Origin of the sequence: Pseudomonas sp. Marseille-Q5115 (genome assembly GCF_916618905.1) — a bacterium.
Classification (GTDB): Bacteria; Pseudomonadota; Gammaproteobacteria; order Pseudomonadales; family Pseudomonadaceae; genus Aquipseudomonas; species Aquipseudomonas japonica_A.
In genome coordinates this window covers 4,025,726-4,049,353 of the sequence record NZ_CAKAKI010000001.1, presented here as the reverse complement: position 1 = coordinate 4,049,353, position 23,628 = coordinate 4,025,726, and the positions used below count along the sequence as shown (strand labels likewise).

19 protein-coding genes are annotated in these 23,628 nt (G+C 61.9%); 1 reads left to right on the top strand and 18 read right to left on the bottom strand.

Annotated elements, in window-relative coordinates:
* Nucleotides 1–3: 3 nt before the first annotated feature.
* The 18 genes from LG385_RS18525 to LG385_RS18440 all read right to left on the bottom strand — a co-directional run bounded on the left by LG385_RS18525 (nucleotide 4) and on the right by LG385_RS18440 (nucleotide 21,633).
* A complete protein-coding gene (locus LG385_RS18525; RefSeq protein ID WP_181113276.1) occupies nucleotides 4–1,086 on the bottom strand; it encodes a polysaccharide biosynthesis/export family protein in 1,083 nt (360 codons plus the stop codon).
* 52 nt (nucleotides 1,087–1,138) lie between these two features.
* Nucleotides 1,139–2,551, bottom strand: coding sequence for an undecaprenyl-phosphate glucose phosphotransferase (locus LG385_RS18520; protein ID WP_225775423.1), 1,413 nt, complete (start codon nucleotides 2,549–2,551; stop codon nucleotides 1,139–1,141).
* A gap of 61 nt (nucleotides 2,552–2,612) precedes the next feature.
* Nucleotides 2,613–3,815 carry a glycosyltransferase family 4 protein gene (locus LG385_RS18515; RefSeq protein WP_181113270.1) on the bottom strand — a complete coding sequence of 401 codons (1,203 nt, stop codon included), beginning with the start codon at nucleotides 3,813–3,815 and terminating at the stop codon, nucleotides 2,613–2,615.
* Nucleotides 3,812–4,927 carry a glycosyltransferase family 4 protein gene (locus LG385_RS18510; protein ID WP_225775422.1) on the bottom strand — a complete coding sequence of 372 codons (1,116 nt, stop codon included), beginning with the start codon at nucleotides 4,925–4,927 and terminating at the stop codon, nucleotides 3,812–3,814. The genes LG385_RS18515 and LG385_RS18510 overlap by 4 nt, the downstream gene beginning before the upstream one ends.
* A 53-nt stretch (nucleotides 4,928–4,980) precedes the next feature.
* Complete coding sequence (locus tag LG385_RS18505; protein ID WP_225775421.1) at nucleotides 4,981–6,231, bottom strand: hypothetical protein; 1,251 nt, start codon at nucleotides 6,229–6,231, stop codon at nucleotides 4,981–4,983.
* Nucleotides 6,197–7,507 carry a hypothetical protein gene (locus tag LG385_RS18500; protein WP_225775420.1) on the bottom strand — a complete coding sequence of 437 codons (1,311 nt, stop codon included), beginning with the start codon at nucleotides 7,505–7,507 and terminating at the stop codon, nucleotides 6,197–6,199. The genes LG385_RS18505 and LG385_RS18500 overlap by 35 nt, the downstream gene beginning before the upstream one ends.
* Nucleotides 7,476–8,723, bottom strand: a complete 1,248-nt coding sequence (locus LG385_RS18495; RefSeq protein ID WP_225775419.1) for a glycosyltransferase family 4 protein — start codon at nucleotides 8,721–8,723, stop codon at nucleotides 7,476–7,478. The genes LG385_RS18500 and LG385_RS18495 overlap by 32 nt, the downstream gene beginning before the upstream one ends.
* The gene (locus LG385_RS18490) at nucleotides 8,720–9,721 is read right to left on the bottom strand and encodes a glycosyltransferase (RefSeq protein WP_225775418.1); all 1,002 of its coding nucleotides are present in this window, start codon (nucleotides 9,719–9,721) and stop codon (nucleotides 8,720–8,722) included. Before LG385_RS18490 ends, LG385_RS18495 begins: the two co-directional genes overlap by 4 nt.
* 19 nt (nucleotides 9,722–9,740) lie before the next feature.
* Nucleotides 9,741–10,262 (bottom strand): transcription/translation regulatory transformer protein RfaH, encoded by a 522-nt coding sequence (gene rfaH, locus LG385_RS18485; RefSeq protein WP_225775417.1) that lies wholly within the window; start codon nucleotides 10,260–10,262, stop codon nucleotides 9,741–9,743.
* 10 nt (nucleotides 10,263–10,272) lie between these two features.
* Nucleotides 10,273–11,058 carry a WbqC family protein gene (locus LG385_RS18480; protein WP_225775416.1) on the bottom strand — a complete coding sequence of 262 codons (786 nt, stop codon included), beginning with the start codon at nucleotides 11,056–11,058 and terminating at the stop codon, nucleotides 10,273–10,275.
* A gap of 32 nt (nucleotides 11,059–11,090) precedes the next feature.
* Complete coding sequence (locus tag LG385_RS18475) at nucleotides 11,091–13,301, bottom strand: polysaccharide biosynthesis tyrosine autokinase (protein WP_225775415.1); 2,211 nt, start codon at nucleotides 13,299–13,301, stop codon at nucleotides 11,091–11,093.
* Nucleotides 13,302–13,412: 111 nt separating this feature from the next.
* Nucleotides 13,413–14,342, bottom strand: a complete 930-nt coding sequence (locus LG385_RS18470; RefSeq protein ID WP_225775414.1) for a glycosyltransferase family 2 protein — start codon at nucleotides 14,340–14,342, stop codon at nucleotides 13,413–13,415.
* Nucleotides 14,339–15,862 (bottom strand): lipopolysaccharide biosynthesis protein, encoded by a 1,524-nt coding sequence (locus LG385_RS18465; protein ID WP_225775413.1) that lies wholly within the window; start codon nucleotides 15,860–15,862, stop codon nucleotides 14,339–14,341. The genes LG385_RS18470 and LG385_RS18465 overlap by 4 nt, the downstream gene beginning before the upstream one ends.
* A 21-nt stretch (nucleotides 15,863–15,883) precedes the next feature.
* Nucleotides 15,884–16,999, bottom strand: a complete 1,116-nt coding sequence (locus LG385_RS18460) for a DegT/DnrJ/EryC1/StrS family aminotransferase (protein WP_225775412.1) — start codon at nucleotides 16,997–16,999, stop codon at nucleotides 15,884–15,886.
* A gap of 65 nt (nucleotides 17,000–17,064) precedes the next feature.
* The gene (locus LG385_RS18455; RefSeq protein WP_225775411.1) at nucleotides 17,065–17,832 is read right to left on the bottom strand and encodes a hypothetical protein; all 768 of its coding nucleotides are present in this window, start codon (nucleotides 17,830–17,832) and stop codon (nucleotides 17,065–17,067) included.
* A gap of 625 nt (nucleotides 17,833–18,457) precedes the next feature.
* Nucleotides 18,458–19,264: a carbon-nitrogen hydrolase family protein gene (locus tag LG385_RS18450; protein ID WP_225775410.1), complete on the bottom strand. Its 807-nt coding sequence runs from the start codon at nucleotides 19,262–19,264 to the stop codon at nucleotides 18,458–18,460.
* A 4-nt stretch (nucleotides 19,265–19,268) separates the two neighbouring features.
* Nucleotides 19,269–20,951 carry a flavin monoamine oxidase family protein gene (locus LG385_RS18445; protein ID WP_225775409.1) on the bottom strand — a complete coding sequence of 561 codons (1,683 nt, stop codon included), beginning with the start codon at nucleotides 20,949–20,951 and terminating at the stop codon, nucleotides 19,269–19,271.
* A gap of 223 nt (nucleotides 20,952–21,174) precedes the next feature.
* Nucleotides 21,175–21,633, bottom strand: coding sequence for an Lrp/AsnC family transcriptional regulator (locus LG385_RS18440; protein ID WP_181113230.1), 459 nt, complete (start codon nucleotides 21,631–21,633; stop codon nucleotides 21,175–21,177).
* Nucleotides 21,634–22,075: 442 nt separating this feature from the next.
* On the opposite strand from LG385_RS18440, the gene LG385_RS18435 reads away from it, so the two are divergent.
* Entirely contained in the window at nucleotides 22,076–23,509 is a 1,434-nt protein-coding gene (locus LG385_RS18435; RefSeq protein WP_225775408.1) for a DUF2723 domain-containing protein, read from the top strand.
* Nucleotides 23,510–23,628 lie beyond the last annotated feature (119 nt).

The following is a 23,628-nucleotide window of genomic DNA, read 5'->3' as shown; positions in this document are numbered from 1 at the left end:
TCCTTAGTTGCGGAAGGCAGCGCCCGTGGCGACTACGCTGGCGGACGGCAGCAACTGGCTGATGAAGCGGTTCCAGCGCGTGATATTGGCGGGCCCCACGAACACTACGTCGGCGCTTTGCAGGTCGAACTGCCGAGCCAGGAGGAAGGCGGTGGGCTTCTTGGCGTTGAGGTAGAACACCGTGGGCGGTTGGCTGGTTTCCGGTTGCGCGCTGCGGATCACATAGATCGCCTCGGCGTTGGCGGTTTCCTGGCTGATGCCGCCGGCATTACCCAAGGCTTCCATCAGGTTGAAGGTGCTGCCGCCGTAGTTCATTACCTGCGGGTTGTGTACTTCGCCCAGCACGTACACCTTGTTTGCGCGGTAGTTGCCCAGGTGCAACTGGTCGCCGTTTTTCAGGTAGATGCGGTTGAGCGGCGAGTCCTTGCGGTTGAGCGTATCGATGTCCAGCAGGTATTCCTTGCCATCGCGCTTGAGGATCAGCCCGGCAAGATTCGCGTTGTCCGCCTCGCCCCCGGCCTTGCTGATGGCGCTGACCATCGACAGCGGCACGTTGGTCAGCGGCTGCACGCCGGGGCTGCGAAAAGCCCCCGACAGCACCACACGCTGGCTTTCATAGCCCTGCACGTTCACATCCACTTTGGCCACGGTGAGGTACTGCGACAGCTTTTGCTGAAGCTCGGCGCGAAACTCTTCGATCGTCTTGCCGCCGGCCACGATGGAGCTGATGTAGGGGTAGTAGATGGTCCCGTCACCACGCACCACACGCGCGGCCGAGCTGCCCTGATCCGGGCCCGACGGGGCGTTCAGCTCCTCGTGTTCCCATACCGTTACCACCAGTGCGTCGCCCGGGCCGATGCGGTATTCCTCGGGCTTGTACGTCAGCAGTTCAGCCGGCACGGGCTGTGGCTGGTAGATGGTCTTTTCTTCGTTGACGCTGTTGTTGGTGATCTGCACCACGCGCACCGGGCCGTTGATGCCAGTGTCCTCGGAGGCATCGTCCGGTGTCATGTGTTGCCCTGGGGCGAAGGCACAACCTTGAAGCACCGCGCTCAACAGCATGGCAACCAATACATTGCGATTCATTTCAATCTTCCTTGGAGAAACAGACTTCTCGCGTGAGTAATGCGCGGCGGCATCAGTAGGCATTCTTGTTCACGAAGCCCTTGAACAGCGTGAGCGCGATGATTTTCAGGTCCAGCCATACCGACCAGCGTTCGATGTAATCCAGGTCGTATTCCACCCGTTTCTGCATCTTGTCCAGCGTGTTGGTTTCGCCGCGCCAGCCGTTCACCTGGGCCCACCCGGTGATACCGGGTTTCACCTTGTGGCGCAGCATGTAGCAGCTCACCAACCGCCGGTATTGCTCGTTATGCGCAACGGCATGCGGGCGTGGCCCCACGATGGACATGTCGCCCATCAGCACGTTGAAGAATTGCGGCAGTTCGTCCAGCGACGTGCGGCGCAGCACCTTGCCCAATGGCGTGATGCGCACGTCGTTACGGCTGGCCTGGCGTACATCGCTGCCGTTTTCTTGAACCGTCATGCTGCGGAATTTCCATACCTTGATCGGGCGGCCATCCAGCCCGTAACGCACCTGGCGGAACAGCACCGGGCCAGGTGAAGTAACCTTGATAGCGAGCGCGATAAGCAACATGGGCACGGCAATCATTGCCAGGATCAGGCTGGAGGCGGCGATATCCTCGACGCGCTTGATCAGGCTGCTCGAGCCTTCCATGGGGCTGTCGATCAGGCTGATGCTGGCCAGGCCGTTGATGCTTTCGCTACGTGCATGCAGCAGATCGAACATGAACACATCGGGGATCAGGTACACCGAGGTAGTGGTGTCGCTCAGGGATTTCACCAGCTCCTGGATCACCGGCTCCTGCACCATCGGCAGGGTGATGTACACCTTGTCGATACGGCCGTCGCGGGCGTGGTCGATGAGTTGATCCAGCCCACCGCGCACAATCACGCGGCGGCCGATGCCGGAGAGGTCCATCTGCTGTGGCTGGTCGTCATAGAAGCCGAACAACCGCAAGCCCATCCACGGTGCCTGGGCCATGGACAACGCCAGCCGCTCGCCTACCTGGCCGGTGCCCACGATCGCCACGTTGCGCGTGTTGTAGCCGCGCTTGCGCAGGGCGTGGAGGGTGCTGCGGATCGCCAACCGGTAGCCACCGAGTATCGCCAGTACGAAAGCGAAGGTCTGTAGGTGATGGGCTGCTGGCAGCGCGCTGTTCTGCGGCAGCAACTGATCGGCCAGCAGCAGGCACATGAACGTCAGCGCCCAATAAGTGGCCACCCGCCGTAGCTCGCTGCTAATCCGCTCGCCGCGCCAGGAGCCATAGAGTTTGTGGTACTCGCTCAACCAGTGGAATACCAGCACGGCCAGCAACACCTTGATCCAGGTTTCACTGGTAATCGGATGCTGGTTGGCCCAATCGGCCCAGAGCGTACCGGCGACGATCACGGCCAGGTCGAGCAAGCGGTGGGCCAGGGAAAGGAAGGACTGGTGGGCGTGAAGAATGCCCTTGTGAGGTGTCGTCATGGTGTCGTCCTGTCAGTGAAACGTGCATCGGTTCAATGTGGCCAATTGCGGGAAAGCCCGGTTACATCGGTGTCACCACCGCCGGGGCGGCCTTGTTCAAGGAGGCCAAGGTGAGGCGTGGCGTAGCGGCCAAGGGTGCCGGCAGGTTGGCCTCGGCGTAACGCACCTCCACGAAGTGGCGGATCTGGCGTTCGAAGCGCCGCTCGCCAAACAGCTCTGCCTGCTCACGGCAGGCCCGCGCGGAAATACGGTGGCCTTCGCGCTCGAACGTTTGCACGGCGGCGATCAGCGCTTCCACGCTTTGCTGCGGGTAGAACACGCCGGTGGGTGCCGTGTCGTCCAGGCCCCGTACGGTTTCCAGCACGCCGCCACGGCCATAAGCGATTACCGGCGTGCCACAGGCCTGTGCCTCCACTGGCGTAATGCCGAAATCTTCCTCGGCGGCAAACACAAACGCCTTGGCATTCTGCAAATGCTGGCGCAGCACTTCGAAAGGTTGCTGGCCAAGGATGGTTACGTTCGGCCCGGCCACGGCACGCGCCTTGGCCAGCTCGGGGCCGTCGCCGATCACCACCAGGCGCTTGTCCGGCATGGCGGCGAAGGCCTGCACGATCATCGGGATTTTCTTGTAGGGCACCATGCGCGAAGCAGTCACATAGTAGTCCTGCTTCTCGCTGTTGAAGCTGAAGCCACTGGTGTCCACCGGCGGGTAAATCACCGTGGACGGCCGGCGGTAGGCCTTGTCGATGCGGCGGCCGATGAAGCGGGAGTTGGCCACGAAATCATCGACAGCGGCGGCGGTGCGCTGGTCCCACATGCGCATGTAATGCAGAATCATCCGCGCCAGCTTGCCCTTCAGGCCGGTGTTCATGCCGCTTTCGGTCAAGTACTGGTGTTGCAGGTCCCAGGCATAGCGAATGGGCGAGTGCACATAGCTGATGTGCAGCTGGTCGGGGCCGGTGAGCACGCCCTTGGCCACCGCATGGCTGCTGGAAATGATCAGGTCGTAGCCCGAAAGGTCCATCTGCTCGATGGCCAATGGCATCAACGGGAGGTATTTCTGGTACTTGGTACGTGCCTTGGGCAAGCGCTGGATGAAGGTGGTTTTCGCCTGTTTGCCACCCAGGCGGGCGCGGTCTTCATCGCTGAGGAAATCAATCACCGCAAACAGGTCTGCCTGCGGCCACACTTTCAGCAAAGACGCCAATACTCGCTCCGCTCCGGCAAAGGTAACCAACCAGTCATGGACGATGGCGATTTTCATTGGTGCTCCCTGGCGCGCTGTTCAGCGCCTTTAGTAGTGATGTGCAAAGGGGTGCGGTCGTTTTGCTGCAGCGTATCCAGCCGGTCACTGATCAGCCGGGCCGAGGCCTGCCAGCTGAAGCGCGCCACGTTGCGTAGCCCGAGGGTTCTCAGGTGTTCGCCAATGGACGGGTTGTCCAGCACCAGCGCCATGGCGCGGGCCATCTGGTCCACGTCCAGCGGGTCGAAGTACAGCGCGCTGGACTGCAACACCTCCGGGATCGACGCGGCGTTGGCGGCCAGTACCGGGCAACCGCAGGCCTGCGCCTCCAGGGGGGGAATACCAAAGCCCTCATACAGCGAAGGGAACACGAAGGCACTGGCATGCTGGTACTGGTCAATCAGTTGTGCGTCGGTCAGCCGGCCCAGGAAGTGAATCCGCGGGTCGCCAGCGGCCTGGTGCTGCAGGCTGGGGTCAGCGAAAATGCCATTCGCCGCGCCCACGATGCGCAACTCCACTTCCGGATGGCCCTTGAGCCGCAGAAACGCCTCGATCATCCGCGCGAAGTTCTTGTGCGCGCTGGGCGAGGACACCGCCAGCAGGTACGGCCGCGGGATCTCCAGACGATGGGGCTGGAACGCGCCGCTCACCGCATTGGGCACCACCAGGATGCGAGCGGAAGGCATGCCGTAGAACTCGCCGATTTCCCGCTTCGAGAACTCGCTGACCGTGATCAGCGTGTGAGCCCGCTTGAGCATCAGCGGGGTCATCCGGCGGTAGGCCGTGCGAAACGCCAGGCTGTAGCTCTCGGGGTGCCGCACATAGGTAATGTCGTGATGAGTCACTACCTGGCGACGATAAAAAACGGGTGCGGTGGCACACAGCGACAACAACCATGGGCGCCCGTTGCGATGCAGGTACAGGGGCAGATCCAGCTGTTCCCACAAGTGGCCACTGTTGCGGCCGATCACCTGGGCGCCCAGCGTGTGTGCGGTTTCTTCCATGCGGATGCCCGGCGGTGATACAAACACCACGTCATTACGCAAGGTTTTCAGCGCGAGGCAGATCTGCTCGGCAAAACGCTGCACACCACGAAGTTCCTGGGTCAAAAAACGCGCATTGATGACAATCATCTTCGATACATCCTTGTGCAGCGGGTCGGTGTTGAAAGGGCCTGCCTGGCCGGTCATGTTCTTGGGGCGCTACTGTCGTCGAGCCGAATCAACAACGGCATGCCGCTCACCTGGACCGGATGCGTCGGCGCGCCGGGTGACGAAAGGGTCACAGGGCCGGGCTGCCCCTCTGTCCATACCGCCAGCAGACGATGGCTGCCCCGGCGAAATTCCATTTCGATCAGCGGCTCGCTTCCTTGGGTAGCCGGCAGTGGCTGCGCCGGCACATAACGGTAGTGATTGAGCACCGGCGCGATGCGCCTGAGCGCGGCATAGGCAGGTTTGATGCTCAGGTCCCGACGCAACAGGCCGAAGTTGTGTTCCGGGTCAGCCGGGTTGTTGCCGTCGTTGCTCAGGTCGTACCACCACAGGCCCTTGATGGCCGGCAGGGTCTTGGCCAGCAGGTACGCCCGCGCCAGCCAGGCAGCCTGCGTGGTTTCGTCTATGCCGCAAGGGTCCAGGTCGCCAGTGCTGTGCCAGGCCATTTCAGTCAGGTACAGCGGGACAGGCTCGCCCGCCAGGTTGTCGAGCCGCGTGGAGACTTGCCGCATCCAGCGAATCCAGCTTTCCGGCGTATTGCCGCCGTTGGTCTTTTCGCAATGCACATAAGGGTGCAGCGACAGCCCGTCCACGTACTTCATCACGCCATTGCGCACCAGCCGGTCGGCAAAACCGACCTTGATGCCACGGGTGGTCACCGCGCCGGCGAGGACGCGCGCGCCCGGATCGAGGCGCCGTAGCTGGCGGGAGGTATCTCGCACCAGGTCCAGGTACGCCTCGCCAAACGCCTGGGTAATCGGGTCCTCCACGTCCCACTCGTTGTACACCTCGTAGAAACCTACCTGGCCCTTGAGCCGGCGCGCTACGAAGTCGACGTAGCGAGCGAAGCCGGCGCGCACGGTCGGTGATACAGGCTTGCTGTTGTTGGAATAGAACCGGTTGCCATACCCCAGCACCAGGATGTTGCTCATGTCGCTGGCGCGCTGCTCGCGCAGGTATTTGTACCAGTCCGGCGAAATCATCAGTTGGCCGGGCAGTTGTTCCACCGTGGACCAGAACGCGTCATCGCGTACCGAACGGATCTGCGCGTCGCGCATCATCGCGAAGGGCGCCTCGACCTGCTTTTGCTGGTTGAACAAGTGGGTACCCACACCGAGGATGAAGCCTGCGGAAGCCGCCGGTGCCTCTTCTGCAAAGGCACCTGCCGGGCAGCACAACAGCAACGCGGCACTACAGAGCGCGCGGCGCAGGAAATACAGGTTCATGGGACAGCTCCCGCAAATACAGCTCAAAGGTCGGAACAGCGGGGCGCCTCAGGAGATGCGACACGGCCAGCCCGACGGCCAGGGCCGCGACAGGCACCTCCAGAACGTCAGTGGTCCAACTGATCAGGGTGATGCAGAACGTGATCGTCATCAGTGCGCCGCTCATCCAGTCCCGCCGCGCAGCCAGGCCACTGAGCAACGGCAGCAGGCCACCGAACAGGAGGATGCCGGCCACCCCCAGGGTGCTCCACAGGTACAAGGCCGTGCTGTCGGTCACCGCAGGCATCTGCGCCGAGTACACCGGGAACAGCGCCACGCTGCTGCCGATCATGCCGAAGCCAGCGCCCATGACCCCCCAGCCTTCGCGGGTAATGGTGGTGATCACCATCGGCCAGGTATTCACCAGACGGTCATAGAACGAGGCCATTACGCTGTCGCCCGTGGTGGCGTGGCCGTCGAAATCCGACAGTACAGATAGCACGGGGAGGGCGATTCCCATGCCTACTACAAGCAGGAACAGCACCCGGCACAGCAGCGGCTGACGCAAGATGGGCAATAGCAGCAGCGCGATGGCAAACGCGGCGGCAGTGGATTTGTTCGTGGTCAGCAGGATGCTGCCAAAGGTGGCGGCGAACAGCAGGCTCATCAACACCCGGGAGCGGGTGAAAGCAGTCAGGTACAGGGCGTAGATAGCCATCATCATGGCGGCCGTGGTGGACATCCGGGCAAACCCGGCCAGGCGATCGGTGCCTCCGGTCGACCAGGCGGTGTTGCCACGCAGGGTGGTATCGCCCAGGTTGTAGCTGTAACCCTTCCACGGCACGCTGGTGTACTTGTCGAGCAGTATCCCTGCCATCGAGGCCACCAGGCACAGGCCCACTATCCAGACCATCAGGTGCTTGCGCTGCTGCAGGTACGCCCCGCACAGCATGCCGAACAACAGCGGGCTGTAGATGAACAGGCTAAAGCCGACATTGCTGGCGCTGGCCCCATGCAGCATCCCCATCAGGCTGGAGGCGGCGAGCAACAGCAACGCCAACCAGAAGCTGCGGCTCAGCCGGGCACTGAACAGTTCCAGGGCAAACAGCGCCAGGCAGGCGGCCTTGGGCAAGTAGAGCAGCGCCGAGGCGCCCGCCATGTCTAGGTAATAGCGAAGCGCGCCGGAGAACGTCTCCACGCCCATCAGGCTCAAGGCGGTCCAGGCCATGACCGTGGATTTGTCGAAGGCCAGCCAGGCCCGGCGCTCAACGGCTGTGTACGGCAATGTCGTTGCCATGACGTGGCGACCCCTTGGTAACAACCTGTTTGAAGAGTTCTTGATACGCGTCCAGCATCCGCTCTATGTCCAGCAAGTGCTCCACGCTGCAGCGCGCCTGGTCGGTCAGGCGCTGGCGCAGGGCAGGGTCCTGCGCGAGGCGCTTCATGGCCTCGGCCAGCGAGCCAGGCTGCTCGGGATAGCACAGCAACCCGTTCACCCCGTCCTCGATGATTTCCGGCAAGCCACCCCGGCAACTGGCGATTACCGGCACCGAATGGGAACAGGCCTCAACGGCCACCAGGCCGAAGGGCTCGTTCCACACCGAAGGCACCACGGCGACGTCGATGTGGCGGTAGAAGTTTTCCGGGGACTGGTAGCCCACGAAGCGGATACGCGGTGTATCGCCGGCCAGGGCGCGGAGCTGCGCCTCGTAGTCGGCCTGCCCGCGCCCGGCGATTTCCAGGGTGGCGGGAAAGTCCAGGGTATTGAACTGACGGATCAGCCAAGTCAGCCCTTTTTGTTCCGACAGTGTGCCCAGGTAGCCAAACCGAACGGGCGCCGACGTGGGTTGCGCAGGCGGCTGGTAGGCAGCGATGGCGGTATCGGCGCGCGGCGTGGCGTTGTACACCACGCTGGCGTCAGCCTTGCTGAAAAAGCCCGCAGCCCGCACCCGCTGCAATAGAAACTCGCTCACGCCCACCACCGCGGTCACCTGCGCGGAGCGCTCGGCATGGCCTTGGCGAAAACTGCGGCAGAGGGTGCAGGGGGTTTTGCAGGCGTTGCCCTTCTTGAACATGTTGCTGCCCGGGCACAACAGGTAAAGGTCGTGCAGCACCTGAACAGTAGGCAGCCCTGCCTCGGTGATTTCATCCCAGGCCGCGACCGACCAGCCTGCAAGGTTGTGGCACACCACCACGTCCACCTTTTCCCGCTTGATCACTTCGCGCACGTACTGGCGCATGCCGGTGTTGTAGCGGTCCCGCAGGTGCCAGCCTAGGCGCACCAGCGCGCCGGGGCGTTGAGGGCTGAAATGCCAGTAAGCGTTCAACAGCCCGGCCCGGTACACCTTGACGCCGCGAACGTCAGTGACGTGTAACCCGGGTTGAGGGCCGGTGGCCAGCACGCAAACGTCATCACCACGCCTTTGCAGCCCTTCCACGGTGCGTTGCAGCACAATCTCGGCGCCCCCGCCAATGTGCGGGGCGTACAGGCTGTTAAGGAACAGTAGCTTCATAGCGGATAGGACTCGTGAGTGCCCAGCCGTCCCGACTCGCCGTCGCGGATCGCCTGCTCGATAAGGTTCAGCCGCTCCAGCGAGCCCTTGCGACGGGCTACCTGGCGCAGCAAGAAGAGGAACAGCGACCGGTTGAGGTAATACAGCCAGCCAGACGCGGCCCAGACGTGCTTGTCGAACCACGCCTGATTACGCGCGGCGTAATAGGCTCGAAACTCCGAGTTACCCAGCAGGAAGGTCTCGTAGATGTTGCCGGTGCGCTCCTTGATGTTCCACGAATGCTCCAGGTCATCCAGCACGGCCTCGGTGGCCAGGAAAATCTCGCCACCCGACGCGGTGATGCGCCAGGTGTATTCGGTGTCGTCGGCATATAGCAGCAGATCGCCCAGTGGCGTGCCGATGCGCTCATACAGCGAGCGGTGAGCCAGCAACCCGCCATAGGTGGTGAACGGCAGCTTCACCAGCGAGGCCTGCTTGCGCCGAGCGTTGGGCCGCCCCCAAGGAGTGCGGCGCCACACCTTGTACGGCAGCTGCGCGATATGAAAGCCGAAGCAGCTGGAGCGCCATTGCACGGCGAACGGCCGGGGTACGCCAGCGGCAATGTCCGCCTGATGCGTGGGGCGGAAGCCGATCACCGCGGCCTTGTCCCAGCCGCGCCCCTGGGCGCATTCGAACAAGCGTTGATGCAGGGCGTCGATGGCGCCGGGCGTGGGCGCGTTGTCGTCATCCATCAGCCAGATGTATTCGGCGCCTCGCTCCAGCGCGGCCTCTATCCCTACCTTGTAACCCACGGCCGAGCCGGTATTGATGGGCAGGTCGATCACCTCCACCTGGCCCGGCCATGCCTCACACAGTGAGCGCAGGTTGTCGGTGGAGGCGTTGCTCACCACGATCACGCGCTGGATGCGCCAGCTGCCCAGTGACCGGTTAACCAGTGTTCGCAGGTAGTTCAGGCGCTGCCCATAAGTGAGCGTCACCAGGGTAGTGGTACCGTTCATGTTGCGCCTCCGCTGAGATTCAGTACGCATGGCTGACCACTCGTTGCAGGTTCTGGCGAGCCAGTACCACGCGTTGCTGGCGCTGCAGCAGGTTGAGCAGGATCACCGCTCGTTCCTCCCCGTCATTGCACAGGAAGATCGCTTCCATCTCACTGTCCCCGGTGACCACGCCGACTTTCTCGCCACGATGAAAACCCGGTGTGTCGCTAGTGACATGAGCGCGCTGGCGAATTTCGTCGATCAGCTTGTCACTCACCGGGCACGGGTTGGGGCCGAACGCCACGATGCGCGACACGCCGCGGGTAGAGCGGATCGGGTACCAGCTATCGTCGCGGTGCATATGAATGAACAGGTAGCCGGGGAACAGCGGCTGCTCCACCAGGCGGCTCGACCGGGCGCCGGCAGGGGCACTTTCAGTCAGCGGGCGATAGCACTCGAAGCCTTGACGGGCCAGGTGCTCCTCGGCGCGTGCTTCCTGGCGTGGCTTGGTCTGGATCAAATACCAGTTGGCGTTCAAGCGGTTGGCGACAGCGGCATCCATGGCGTGTGTCCTATGACAGAGAAAGGGGGGCACGGGCAGCGACCGGCACGCTGGCCTGGGCCCGGGCTGCGTCCATGCGCGGCGCAGGCAGCAGCAGGCTGTAGTGGTCGAGCCATTGGCGGATCTGTTCCACCGGGTTGAACATCAACACGTCGATGATCGACAGGTGCGACACGAACGCCTGGCCGAACTGGGCATAGCTGATGTCTCCCATGTGATGGAAGCGCAGGCTCAGCCCGGCCTGACGGAAGCGTTCTTCTTCATACAGCTCGCGCCCGCCGATGGGATTTATGTAGCGGTTGCCACCCAGGCGGTGCATGGTCTTGATCACGCGGTCCTGTTTATCGGCGATGTCGCGAATATCCAGTTCGGAGGCCAGCAGAATGGGGGTGTCTATCTTCAGGTAGGCGCACACCTGGCGCAGGCTGTACTCCAGATAGCGGGCCAGGTTGGCATCCGGGTAGCGCATGATGCCTTCGAGCAAGGGCATCACTTCGGCTCGCTGTGGCGCGCGCGCGTAATGCAGCGCGAGCGTCTTGAGCAGGCTGTCCAGATTGCCGGTGGCGGTGTCGGCCAGGCGCCGCTGGTTGATCGCCAGGCCATGAACGTCCCGGGCCAGCGGCAGGCTGAACAACCAGGGCTTGCCCCCGCACAGCACGCGGTTGCGGTTGATCCAGCCGTCTTTCACGTATTGCAGGTCGTCGCCCAGGACGAACACATCGGCGCCGGCAATCAATTGGAAGTAGCCCAGGTAGGGGAACCAGTAGGGCTGCATCATGGCTATCGTCGTATTCATCCTGTGTCTGTCCCTGGCGAGTCAATGAACGGTTACGCGCGGCTGTCGCCGTAGTCGTAGCCATACGAAGCGCAGTCGTATTCGGCGGTAGAGGCCTTGCGAACCACGCCATTGAAAATGGCACCCTTAAGGGTCACGCCGTTCTGCAACAGGCGGCGGCGGGCCACGTCGATCTCCTTCACCGTGCTCTGCCCGAAGCGGCTGACCATCATGCAAGTGCCTGCCTGACGGCCCACCAGCGTTGCGTCGGTCACAGCCATCACGGGCGGGGTGTCGATGATCACCAGGTCGTAATGCGGCGCCAGTTCACGCAGCAGGCGAGTGAAGTTTTCATGCATCAGCAGTTCGGACGGGTTGGGCGCCGCGAAGCCGCACGAAATGAGCTGCAGGTTCTTCACCGCAGTGTCGTGGACCACGTCGGCAAAGGGCAGCTTGCCCGCCAGTGCATCAGCCAGGCCGTGGCGCGGCTGCACACCGAACTGCTGGTGCAGGTAGCCTTTGCGCATGTCGGCGTCGATCAGCAGTACGCGCTTGCCCGATTGCGCATTGACCACCGCCAGGTTGGCGCACACGAAGGACTTGCCCACGCCCGGGGTAGGGCTGGTGATCATCAGGATGTGGTTGCGTGCTTCAGCCATCGCGAAGTGCAGGCTGGTACGCAGGCTGCGCAGTGCCTCCATGGTCGCTTCGCGAGGCGCCACCACACCGAGCAGCCGGGAAGGCGCCTGGCCCTTGCGGGTTTGCCCGCGGTTGAGGCGTTCCTGCTGGCGGGACAGCGGCAGCGAGGCGTACACCGGCAGCCCAAGTTGCTCGACGCTCTCAGGGTTCTCGACGCCGCGGTAGAACGCTTGGCGAACGAAGATGATCGAGATTGCGAACAGCGCGCCCAGCAACGCAGCCAGGGCCACGATGAGCTTGCGCATGGGTTTCACCGGCTCTTCCACATTGGCGTCGGCGGCGTCGATCACACGCACGTTACCGATGTTGCCCGCGCGGATGATGTCCTGTTCCTGCACACGGTTGAGCAAGTTAGTGTAGGTCTGGGTGGTCACCTGCATGTCGCGGCTCAGGCGCAGCAGTTCCTGCTGGGTCTCGGGCAGCTGGCCCACTTCAGCTTGAAGCTTGGCCTTCTGGGCTTCGAGCTGGCCGATTTGCTGGGACATCGCCACCGACTGCGGATGTTGGCGGGTGTACAGGCGATCCAGATCGGTGCGCTTTAGGCGCAGCTCGGACAATTGGTTGTCGTAGTCCACGACCTGGTCCAGCAAGGTACGGGTTTGCTGGCCGATGTCCACGGCATGGGTGCGCAACTGGAATTCGTGCAGCGCTTCTTCGGACTTCTCCAGCTCGGCGCGTACCACCGGCAGCTGCGAGCGGAGAAAATCCAGCCGTTGCGCGGCCTCGGCAGAGCTGCGTTCCACGTTCTGGCGTACGTAGCGGTCGCTTACTTCCTTGACCAACATCACGGCGCGAGCGGGGTCGGTGTCCTGGATGGACATATACACAATGCCCGAATCCTTGCCGGCCTCGCTGACTTTCAGGCGCTCCTGATAATCCAGAGCGGTGGCCAGCTCCCGGTTACGCACCAGGCGAAACTCGGTGCCCGGGCGCGCTTGCAGCGAGGTAACCAGCAGGCTCACACCATTGCTTGCACTCGCCAGGCCTACCTTGCCGTCCACCACGGCGTTGCCGTCGGCGTCCTGCACGCTGTAGCTGCCGTTGGCGCCAGCGACCAGAGTAAGCGGCAGGCCCAGCATGGCCTTGGGCACTTCCAGCGCATCGACGGCAATGGCTTCGCCACCCCAGGCAAAGCGGTTCAGCCCGAAGGGGGCTGCGGTAACGTGACCCTTTGCGGGCTTGAACTGGCGCGCATACCACTTGCCAATCAATGGCAGGTAGCGGGGGGTGGCGACGATGTCCAGTTTCAGGTCGCTGATCACACGCCCAAGCACGGCGCGCGATTTGATCAGTTCGATTTCGGTGGCCGCTTCGGACACCGAGGTCGGCTTGCTGTTGAACACCGGCGTGGCATCAAGCCCGATCTTTTTCGGCTCGATCTGGATCATCGCGTTGGCCTGGTACACCGGCGTGGCGACGATCGCGTAAATGCCCCCAACCAGGGTAAAGAGCCCGACCACCCAGGCAATCAACACTTTGTGGTCGAACAGCATGCGCAAGATACTTGCCACGTCGATCCGAGTGTCCTGCTGATACTCCAGGCTGGAACGGGTCATTGCGGTCATGTGAAGCTCCTGGCCAAGGCGCGCGGCGTTGGCAATCGTGTCCGTGATAATGAAGCAGTGCTTGAAGGTGCCAGGCAGGTGATGCCGGCCGTCAATCGGGGGCAGGCATCGCTAGCTCCTTCCCATGGGTAGCGCCAGCCGGCGGAACAGGTTGCGGCTTACGTTGGCAGCTACCAGCCCCAGGGCGCTGAGCTTTTGCCAGGGCGATACCGCGGCCAGCGACAGGCCGAACACCTGGGTAAGAAAGTGCTCGTACAAGGGCTGGTTGCCGCGGTTGTGGTAGTAGTTGGCCAGGCAGGCGGCGGTCTGCAGCGACATGTGCAGTTTTTTCTTTTCGCCACGCATGGAGAACATCCCGCCGCAGTGCACGCGGTAGCCACCTGGGGTGATGTCTGGCAGGTATTTGCCCTTGCCGTGCGCGCCGAGCATCGACCACCAGCACACGTCCATCAGGGGCGCCAGCTCAAGCTCGCGCGGCAGCTCGCGCAGCACGTTACGGAAGCACGCGGTAAGGGTTGAAATGCGCCGGCCTTGCATCAGCTCCACGCTGGTCGCGTCACGCTGCCAGGCACGCCCGAGCTGAAGCCCTTGTTCGCCCTGTTCGCTGACCATCACCGCGTCGTGATAAGTGATTACGTAGTCGGGGTGGCGCTCCAGGAAGTCCACCTGCTTTTGCAGCTTGAGCGGGTCGGTCCAGAAATCGTCGCCATCGCAATACGCCAGGTAGCGCCCCTTGGCCATGTTGAACAGGGCAGGGTAGAACAGCTTGCCCTGACGGTACTGGTTCTGCTCGTGAAGCACCGGGCGAATGAGGGTGGGGTAACGCTCGGCATAGGCTTGGATGATCTCCCGGGTACCGTCGGTGGAGGCATCGTCGTTGATCAGGATCTCGAACGGAAAATCGGTTCGCTGGGCAAGAAAGCTGTCCACCGTCGCGGCGATGAACGCTTTCTGATTGAAAGCCGGGCAGACTACGCTGACAAGCGGAATCCTTGCCCCACCCCAGCCTTGCATGATGTCTCGTTCGGTTCGAATGTTCATCGTCCTACGCTCGGTTTGCTGAACAGAAGAATCACCCGGGCGGCGAGCAAGCGGTCGCTGCCGGCCACGATAGCCAGGGTGACAAGGCCGCAGATGGCCAGGCTCGCCAGGGTAAGCAGGCGATCTTCGCCGGCCATCAGGCGCACAATCGGTTCGGTCAGCCCAAGGCCCAGCAGGGTCATCAGGCTGATCCGCAGAATGTCTTTCAACCACACGCCATGCAGGGCCGGCGCCAGGTGGTGGTGGACCACGCGCGGCCAGATGGCAAAGGACAGCAGCCGCAGCACGAACCACGCGGCAGCGGCGCCCAGGGCGCCACAACTGTCGATGGCCAACACCATCACCGGGACGGTGACGGCGGCAGAAATCACGCTGTACCACACGTGCAGGCGGATCTGCCCGTAGGCGTATTGCAGGTGGTACTGGAAGGTGCTGGCGGCCATGATCGCGCTGCCCAAGGCGTACCAGAACAGGATCGGCCTGCCCCAGTCGGCTGCGGCGCGGTCACCACTCCAGGCATACAGCAAGTCGCCGGCGTGCACCGCCATCACGCTCGCCAGTGGAAACAGCAAGGTGCAGGTAAAGCGGCTGGCAGCCAGGTACAGCTGGTGCATGTCCTTGTCCCGCCCCTCGGCCAGCAGCACGGTCATGCGCGGCAGCAGGGTTTGCACCAGCGGGTTGATCAGCATCAGGATTCCGGTGGTCATCAGCGCCACCAGGGAGAAGTAACCGTACTCGGTCAGCAACAGCCGCTCGGACAGCAGGATCTTGTCCAGCTGGGTGAGCACGATCCACAGCACCGAGGTGAACGACAGGCTGAGGGCGAACGGCACGATGGGCTTGACCAGCGCCCAATTGAAGCCACTCCACCAGCGTGGCGTGGGCAAGCGGCTATAGGCCTTGCTGGCGAAGATCAACGTTTCGATCACCGCCACGCACAATTGGAACTTGAAGAATACCAACGCGTCCTGCGACACCACTGCCACCAGGAACAGGCCACCAAAGTAGCGCAAAGTGGTGATCACCACGTTGGCACCGTTGAGCCAGGCGTGCATTTCCAGGCCTTGCAGGCCGCTTTTGTACAGCGTGGCATACAACCGCAGCGCAACCATCCAGCCCATCAGCGTGATGCATTGCACAATGGTGGACGTGTCCAGCGCCTGGGCATTGAGCCAATGCGCGGCAATCCACGGGCTACCCAGGTACACCGCCACCACGGTCAGCAAGGCGAGCGGAAGGAAGATCAGCTCGAATGAGCGCAGCAACCAGCCGCCCTCGCGGCAACCTTCATTGCCCGCGTGCTGATGGTGCGCAATCTGCCGCACCAGCGAAGGCGACAGGCCGACGTCCAGCAGCTGCAGCCAGGTTTGCAGCACCGTATAGAAACCGATCAGCCCATACACCTCCGCGCCGAGGTGGCTGAGATAAAACGGCATGATCACGATACCGATCAACAGCGTATAGGCCTGCCCAACGTAGTTGAGGGTGGTGTTGCGAAATATCGATCGGTTTGTGCTCATGACCGGCCCGGCTACGGATGATTAAAGGGCCCGGCGCAGCGGCGCCAAGGGTAGGAGTGGCGAATCACACTGGCGTAGCAGGGTGTCGACGATGCGTTGCTGAATGTTCCGCCCCAGCCCCGGATAGATCGGCAGGCACAACACACGCTGCGCCAGCCCACGGGAGATCGGTTGCGCCTGCTGCGGTTGCAGGTAGTCGATCGTGTCCAGGGACGGGTAGAAGTAACGGCGCGGGTTGATGTCGGCGGCTTGCAGCGCGGCCCGTGCCGATAACATCGCCCGATGGTTGGCCAGGGCCACCGGGAAATAACTGAAGTTGGGTTCGCTGTCGGGCGCCACGCGTTGCAGTTGAAGGTAGTCGCCCAGGTGGCGGGTGTAGAAGTGGGCGATCTCCGCGCGCTGCTCGAGGATCAGCTCGATGTCGTCGAGGATGCACAGCCCCATCGCCGCGGAGAACTCGTTCAGCTTGGCATTGGTGCCCAGGCCCTCGATGGTTTCGTAGTCGGCGATCCCGAAGTTGGTCATCAGCCGCACACGCTCGGCGAGGTCGTCATCGTTGGTCACGATGGCGCCGCCTTCGATGGTGTGGAACAGCTTGGTCGCATGGAAGCTCAACGTGGTCACGTGGCCCCGGTTGAGCACCGACTGCCCGGCCTGTTGAACGCCAAACGCATGGGCACCGTCGTAGATCACCTTCAGCTTATGGCGCTGAGCCACGGTGTCGATCTCATCCACGGCACAGGGGTTTCCGAACACGTGGGTGGCCACGATAGCGCCGGTGTCTTCCTGCAGGCTGGCCTCGATGCGGGCGGGGTCCAGGTTCCAGGTGTCCGGGCAAATGTCCGCGAACACTGGCCGAATGTGCTCCCACTGCAACGTGCTGCTGGTTGCCACAAAGCTGAAGGGCGTGGTCACGGCGCTACCGGTGAGGCCGAGCGCGCGATAGGCGACCTGCAAGGCCATGGTGCCGTTGCTGACGACCACAATGTTACGCACGTCGAGGTAATCCTTCAGGCGCTCTTCCAGCTCGCAGCACAGCGGCCCTTGGTTGGTCAGCCAGCGTGAGGCGTAGATGCCGTCCACGTACGCCTTGAATTTTTCCAGGTTGCCCATGTACGACTTGGTGACATTGATCATGCGGATCGTCCTTGCGCAAGCCTTGCGCGGATGGCTGTCGAGGTGACGGCAAAGTCCAGTGCGGGTCAGGCGACGGTGTCGGAACGGGCAACGCTGCGGCGTGCGCGCTGCTGGTTGAGCTTGAGGATCAGCCGGGTGGCCAGGCTGCCGGCGTGAGGATCACCGTAGTGGAACAGCGCGGTAGCGCGACGTACCTCCGGGCTGCACGGCTGGTTGGCGTGAAGGCTGCGGTAGCCCCAGAACAGGTAAAGGTTGCCCGGCACCAGTGGCAGCGTGCGTGGCTTGAACCAGCCGGCCTGGATGCCGTGGGTGAGCACGCGGCGGCTGAACTTGTTCTGCAGCACGGCCTTTTCGATCACATTGGCCGCCACGCTGGAGCGCACCGAGCGCAGGTTGGGGAACATGATGAGATCGCCGCGTTCCTCGCCTTGCTCCGGGATAAACACGGGTACCAGCAGGGTGACGAGGGTGGCGTCATAGTGGAAGGCGTTGGATTCGCGGGCGCCAGTGCCGCCCTGGACGCAGCGCAGCACGGGGAAGATTTCGCTGCTGGTTGCAGGGGCACCGGTGGCGTGGCGATGCAGCTGGTCGAGGATCGCTGCCAGCTCGGGGGATGCCGCAAGCCGAGCCATGGGGCTGCCGGCAAGGGCCTTCAGGCCGTGGTAGGCGAAATATTGGCCGTGGTGCCGGCCGGCTTCACGTTCCACGTATTGGCGCATTTCAGCCAAGTCATCAGATGAAAATGCATGTTCGATAACAGCATGCCCTTGCTGGTCCATATCATTGACCAGAAGTGCAATTGAAGTAGGGTCGTTGCGGAACAATGGCGACATGACAAGACACTCTATCCGTGAATGAACGCTTAACTTTTAAACCGAAGTTGTTGACTTCGGACAAAGCTACCGCCAGGTCCTGTAATCCGTTGGACCCAAACTTCGTACTGCCTGTATGTAATGTTTCAGGAACGCTACCGCCCTCCCGTTACAAATCGGGTGCTGATGCAGGCGGCCAAATCAATAACAAGCCGATACCTTGGGCGCTCAAAAAAAGTGAGCGCTCTTCGTGGCGGCTTGTGGGGTGTTTCAGATTTTATGATGGCTGGCGTAGTGCGAGCCGACCGAGGTCTTCGCCTTGGGTGAGTGATATATCGGTTTTTAGCCGCTAGCTGTCAATCATTTCGGACGAAAAAAGTGGCGTAAACACGCTAGCGAGGGATGTAAGAATGTAACTACATGATAAATATGAAAATTTAATTTTGACGCCATCATATTAATAGCGTTTTGGCGCACAGTGATGGCCATCAGGCGGAAATCATTGATTTCTCTCGTCAAATACCGGCGTAGGCCCTCTGGCAGGGGCTTTCAGCGGGTGTCAACGATGTACTGTCGCCCGTTAGGCTTTTGAATTTACGTCGCCAGATATATGGCGACGTCTGTCAGAGGCTTCGGCGCGCTGTCGTTAATTTGACTGAGGGCCGCGACGGCCGTAAAGATCGTTACGGCGATCAGCGAGATAAGGGGCGGCTATGCGAGTTGCATGCAGATGCTGCCGGTCCAGATCGGCTATCAGCAGGGCTTCTTCTGTTCCCGCAATGGCCAATTGCTCACCACCCGGGCCGCACAGGCTACTGAGGCCGCAGTAATGCAGGTCGGCTTCCTCGCCGCAATAGTTGGCATAGGCGAGATAGCAGCCATTTTCGTAGGCCCGCGCCCGTACCGTGACTTCGGCCACCAATTCGAAGCCCGCCATGTTGGCCGTTGGCACCAGTACCAGTTCGGCTCCACTCAACGCCAGATGGCGTACAGCCTCCGGAAATTCGACGTCATAGCAGATCAGCAGGCCAAGCTTCCATCCGTTGAGCGTGGCTACCGGGAACCCGCCATCGCCTGCGCTGAACATGGCCCGGTCGAGGTCGCCGAACAAGTGCGCCTTGCGGTAGTCGATCAGGCGTTGCCCTTGCCCATCCACGAGCTGCGCGGCGTTGTAGACTGCCCCGGCGGGGCCTGCCTCGGGGTAGCCATAGGCAATGGCGATGCTGTTTCTGCGTGCAATCGCGGCGACTTGCGCCGGCGCTTCTCCGTCGGGAGGATGAGCCAGTGCCTGGGCGGCCTGGGAACCGATGTTGTAGCCGCTGAGGAACATCTCAGGGAATACTACTAGGTCGGCGCCACGGCGCGCCGCCTCGGTTGCCCAACGCTCAAGCCTGGCCAGGTTTTGCGCTGGCAGGTTGGGCCCCGCAGGGCCCTGATACAAGGCGATTCGCATGGCGTCAGTCCGCAAGGGCGACCGGGCCAAGCGCGTCGAACACGTCGCCAGGGCCCGGGTTGGTGGGGAATGTGTTGCCGCCGAAATGGTTCATGATCCCCCACACGGCATTGAGTGAGGTTTGCACGGCTCCCTCCACCCAGGCTGGGGTCCAGGACACATCGTCGCCAGCAATGAAAATCCCGCGTTGTTCGGCGGGCATGTCGCGCTGGATGAAGTGCGCGTACATGCGCTGGTTGTAGCGGTAGTGCCCCGGCAGCGCGCCCTTGAAAGCGCCAAGGAAGTGCGGGTCTGCCTCCCAGGACACAGTGATCGGGTCGCCAATGATGTGCCCGGCGATGTCAACGGTGGGGTAAATCTTTTTCAAGGCATCCAGGGCAAGCTTCACCCGCTTTTCGACCGGATGGGGCAGCATCTTCAGCGCATCGCTCATCCACGAATAAGACAGGCAGATCACGCCAGGCTTGCCTTCCCCGTTATCGAACAGGTACGTGCCACGAGTAAGGCGGTCGGTGAGGGTCATGCTCATGGTGTCACGGCCGGTGACAGGGTCTTTGTCCTTCCAGAATGGCCGGTCGACCATCACAAAGGTTTTCGAGGACTGCATGTAGCGGGTGCGGTCCAGGGCCATCCACATCTTCTGGGAAAACAGCGATTCTTCGCATTCGATCTGGGTGGTAAGCAGCCAGCTCTGGCACGTGGCGAGCACGGCAGGGTACACACGGGTGTGGCCCCACACGTCGGTCACGGCGAACTGGCCGTTGTCGGCGCGTGCGACCTTTTGCACGCCGCAGCGGGGCGCGCCACTGTGCAGGCTGCTCAGGCTGGTGCCTTCAGGCCAGTGGGCGCAGCGCTCCGGCACATGCCGCCAGATGCCCAAGGGCACTTGCTCTACACCGCCCACTACCAGATGCTGGTGATCGTCACAGTTGGTCATCACTACCCGAAGGATTTCGAGCATGGAATTGGGGAAGTCCGAGTCCCAGCCACCGGTGCCGAACCCTACCTGCCCGAACACCTCACGGTGCTGGAAGGTAAGCCCGGCGAAGGATTTGGACGTGGCCACGAAATCGTAGAAGGTGCGGTCGTCCCACAGGGGCACAAGGCTGTCCCAGAGGGCCTTGAGGCGGGTAACGTCGCGGTCGCGTATGGCTTGCTGGATTTCCCTGAAATGCGCCCGCTCCTCCAGTGCATCAGCCCAGGCATCGGCAACTTCGTGGAACAGCTTGGGCAAGTCCGCCACGTTTTCGGCGTAGTAGGTTTGCCCTTCAAGGTCGATCACGGTACTGCCCGATGCTGAAGTGAGCGGGTTAGGGAAGGGGCGGGTTTCCAGCCCCAGCATGTCGACGTAGTGATAGAACGCGGTAGAGGAAACCGGGAAGCGCATGCCGCCCAGCTCGGCAATGATGCCTTCAGCCGCTTCGAAAGGCTGCGAGCGAAGGCGCCCGCCCAGGCGTGAGGCTTCATATACCACCGGGCGCAACCCGAGCGTCATCAGCTCATACGCCGCCACCAGGCCCGCGATGCCCGCACCGATGATGGCCACTTCCTTGCCGTGGTTCGCTTCCGGAATGCTGCCCAGCCCCTCGGGATGCTCGATCCACTGGTCGAAGGCAAAGGGAAAGTCAGGCCCGAATACGGTAATCGGCTTCTCGAAGCCAGCGGGATGGCGGTTGGGTTTGAGCATGGGCACCTCGCAGGAATGCAGTCTGGTCAGTATAGAAAGGCTGACGGGGATTCTAGGGAGGTGCTGGCACGTTATTAAGACGCAGAGTGCGGTCTTTTTGCCTGATTTTTCGTCGAAATGGTAAACACGCTAGTCATTTTTGCCGTAGGGCGGGCTAGGCCCGCGAACGACCCATGTCAGCGAGCTTTCCTTGGGTATGGCAAACCCCACAGGGAATATCGCGCTAACCGCGACCGCGATCGATCTTGGTGCTGAGGATGATCGATGTAGTGGTCTTGTCTACGCCTTCAAGGGCGCCGATCTGGTCCAGCAGCTCATCCAGCGCCTCTGGGCTGTCTGTATGTAGCCATGCCACATAGTCGAACTCGCCGCTTACCGCGCTCAGCTGCTGAATCTGTGCCATGGCGCCAAGACGCTTGAGCACATCGCGGCCCGCCTTGGGCTGTACCGTGATGCCTACATAGGCCTGCAAGCCGCCGGTCAGGGCGCGCTGTGCCAGGCGAACGCCATAGCCAACGATTACCCCGTTGCGCTCCAGGCGGGCGAGGCGCGAGGTTACTGTGGTTCGGGCAATCCCCAGTTTTCTGGCAAGGGTGGCAACGCTCTCGCGCGCATTCACCTGTAGGGCGGCAATCAATTGACGGTCAACCCCGTCGAGGGAAAATGCGCTGTGATCTGTCATCGGTGCTCAAACACATGAAGGCATAGGGCTATCCTAGTAAACCCAGCGCTCCGAGTCACTCGTTATCGCAAAACGTCGAATAGGCGTGAAGATTCTTTTTCGTGCAGTTCTGGCGTGGCAGGAAATTGAGAAGGGGACTTTCCAGTTTTTTGGCGTCAGCTAGGTGGCGAAACGCCATCGACCCATTTATTAATTTGCGGTGGCTTTGAAATAAATGTCGTTATAGTTGCGGGTTATACGAGGCCTGATGGCATGGTGCTCATTCGGGAAGTTGCTGCAAGTCATTTCGCCATCTGCAAACTGATACGAGCGTCAACTTATTCGGTTCAAACTTATTAGTTGAAGCCTCACTTGCGTTTGTGCACAAGGGCTTGAGCTGGAGCAGCGCAAATCGACACGCGCACAGGCTGCTTTACCTGGTTTGTTTCAAGGAGAACACTCGATGGGCCAAGGATATTCAAACCATTTCAAGGGGCCGTGGCCGCTGCTGTTGCTGTGCGCCGCCATCGTCGCCAGCTTCCTGGCCTCCAGCGGCCCGGTGCAATGGATGGACAATGGCATGGCCATCGCCGACGCCACCGTGGGCCGGTACTTCAGCGAAACCCTGGGGGCGTCGGATCACCCGCTCTATCAGTTTTTCAGTACGGCGGTGTTCGAGCAGTTCGGCATTCAGGTGCTGGGCCTGCTCAATTCCATCCTGCTAATCCCCCTGGCGGGGAGCACGTACTGGTTGGCCCGTAACCTGGGCTCGCAGCGTAACCTGGCGCTCCTGGGCGCTACTGTGATGGTGCTCTCCCATGCCGTATTCTGGGTGTCGACCAAGGCCGGCGTGTACATCTTTCACGCGCTGTTCGTGGTGCTCGCCTACGCCTTGTACTTCGAGCGCCGCAGCGGCCTGGGCGACATCGGCAAGCTGCTGGTGATCGGGCTGTTCACCGGCCTGGCCGCGAGTACTCACCCGTTGACCTTCGTAGTGATGCTGCCGCTGTACCTGCGCCTGGCAAGGGAACAGCGGGTGTTCATCCTGCTCACCGTACCGGCTTTTGTGGTGGGCTTTCTCACGGCGTACCCGGCGATGTTCAACGACCTGGACTCAGGCATGAGCCTGCTGCAGGCCGCCCGCCATTACCTTACCGGCGCCTCCCCGTTCGCTCCTGACCAAAGCTGGGAAGGCAGCATGCTGCGCTTCGACGTGATGTGGCACGAAAAGAACTCCGTCATGTTGCTCTGCCTGTCGCTGATCGGGCCGCAGCTGTTGGGGCTCGTGTTGGTGCCTAAAGATCGCAAGCTGCGCCTGGTGTGGTGGACGCTCTTGTTTAACTTCGTGTTCGCGGTGTCATTCAACGTGTATGAGCGTTTCGCCTTTTTCCTGCCCGGTGTCATCTTCGCAGCGGTGCTCGGGGTGATTCAGCTGCGCGAGCTGCTCCCTAATACCCGCCTGGGCGCTTGGCTGCTTGGGCTGTCGGCGCTGTGTTCACCGGCCGCGCTACTGGGTATGTGGCTGTTGTACACCGCTGGCGCGGTGCCGTTGCCGGTGCACGCCGAGGCGCTGCCTATGCGTAACGACATCCACTACATCATGGTGCCGTACCTGCGCGATCGCTCCGCCGAGGAGTTCGCCCATTTCTATGCGGCCTCCGCCCCCGTGGGCGCGCTGATCGTCTCGGACTGGATTCCCATGGGCGCACTGCGCTCGGCCCAAGCCGCAGGCATACTCACCGACCGCTCTCTCATGCCCTGTGAAAACGCCCAGGACCTGAGCCTGTACCTGCAGGGCCCAGGTGCATTCCTGCCTCGGACCAGTTACTGCGAAGGTATCAAGGCGCGGTTCAAGCTGGAGAAGCTGGTGGTGGGGTATCAACTGCTCGGCAAGTAAGGCTTCGCTTACTAGCCGCCACGGCGGGCTTGGCTGCACCGGTTGGCTTCGCCCGTCACTTGTAACCGCAGATAAGAGGGCAGTGATCTGCTGCGTGACGGGCTTTAGCATGTACGCCA

Bases quoted from the DNA above. Each gene is read 5' to 3' on its own strand.
- LG385_RS18480 (WP_225775416.1), bottom strand. From the start codon at position 11,058: ATGAATACGACGATAGCCATGATGCAGCCCTACTGGTTCCCCTACCTG.
- LG385_RS18465 (WP_225775413.1), bottom strand. From the start codon at position 15,862: ATGAGCACAAACCGATCGATATTTCGCAACACCACCCTCAACTACGTT.
- LG385_RS18445 (WP_225775409.1), bottom strand. From the start codon at position 20,951: ATGCTCAAACCCAACCGCCATCCCGCTGGCTTCGAGAAGCCGATTACC.
- LG385_RS18515 (WP_181113270.1), bottom strand. From the start codon at position 3,815: ATGAAAATCGCCATCGTCCATGACTGGTTGGTTACCTTTGCCGGAGCG.
- LG385_RS18440 (WP_181113230.1), bottom strand. From the start codon at position 21,633: ATGACAGATCACAGCGCATTTTCCCTCGACGGGGTTGACCGTCAATTG.
- LG385_RS18520 (WP_225775423.1), bottom strand. From the start codon at position 2,551: ATGACGACACCTCACAAGGGCATTCTTCACGCCCACCAGTCCTTCCTT.
- rfaH (WP_225775417.1), bottom strand. From the start codon at position 10,262: ATGGATGCCGCTGTCGCCAACCGCTTGAACGCCAACTGGTATTTGATC.
- LG385_RS18500 (WP_225775420.1), bottom strand. From the start codon at position 7,507: ATGGCAACGACATTGCCGTACACAGCCGTTGAGCGCCGGGCCTGGCTG.
- LG385_RS18525 (WP_181113276.1), bottom strand. From the start codon at position 1,086: ATGAATCGCAATGTATTGGTTGCCATGCTGTTGAGCGCGGTGCTTCAA.
- LG385_RS18460 (WP_225775412.1), bottom strand. From the start codon at position 16,999: ATGATCAATGTCACCAAGTCGTACATGGGCAACCTGGAAAAATTCAAG.
- LG385_RS18490 (WP_225775418.1), bottom strand. From the start codon at position 9,721: ATGAACGGTACCACTACCCTGGTGACGCTCACTTATGGGCAGCGCCTG.
- LG385_RS18475 (WP_225775415.1), bottom strand. From the start codon at position 13,301: ATGACCGCAATGACCCGTTCCAGCCTGGAGTATCAGCAGGACACTCGG.
- LG385_RS18455 (WP_225775411.1), bottom strand. From the start codon at position 17,832: ATGTCGCCATTGTTCCGCAACGACCCTACTTCAATTGCACTTCTGGTC.
- LG385_RS18435 (WP_225775408.1), top strand. From the start codon at position 22,076: ATGGGCCAAGGATATTCAAACCATTTCAAGGGGCCGTGGCCGCTGCTG.
- LG385_RS18450 (WP_225775410.1), bottom strand. From the start codon at position 19,264: ATGCGAATCGCCTTGTATCAGGGCCCTGCGGGGCCCAACCTGCCAGCG.
- LG385_RS18495 (WP_225775419.1), bottom strand. From the start codon at position 8,723: ATGAAGCTACTGTTCCTTAACAGCCTGTACGCCCCGCACATTGGCGGG.
- LG385_RS18505 (WP_225775421.1), bottom strand. From the start codon at position 6,231: ATGAACCTGTATTTCCTGCGCCGCGCGCTCTGTAGTGCCGCGTTGCTG.
- LG385_RS18510 (WP_225775422.1), bottom strand. From the start codon at position 4,927: ATGATTGTCATCAATGCGCGTTTTTTGACCCAGGAACTTCGTGGTGTG.
- LG385_RS18470 (WP_225775414.1), bottom strand. From the start codon at position 14,342: ATGAACATTCGAACCGAACGAGACATCATGCAAGGCTGGGGTGGGGCA.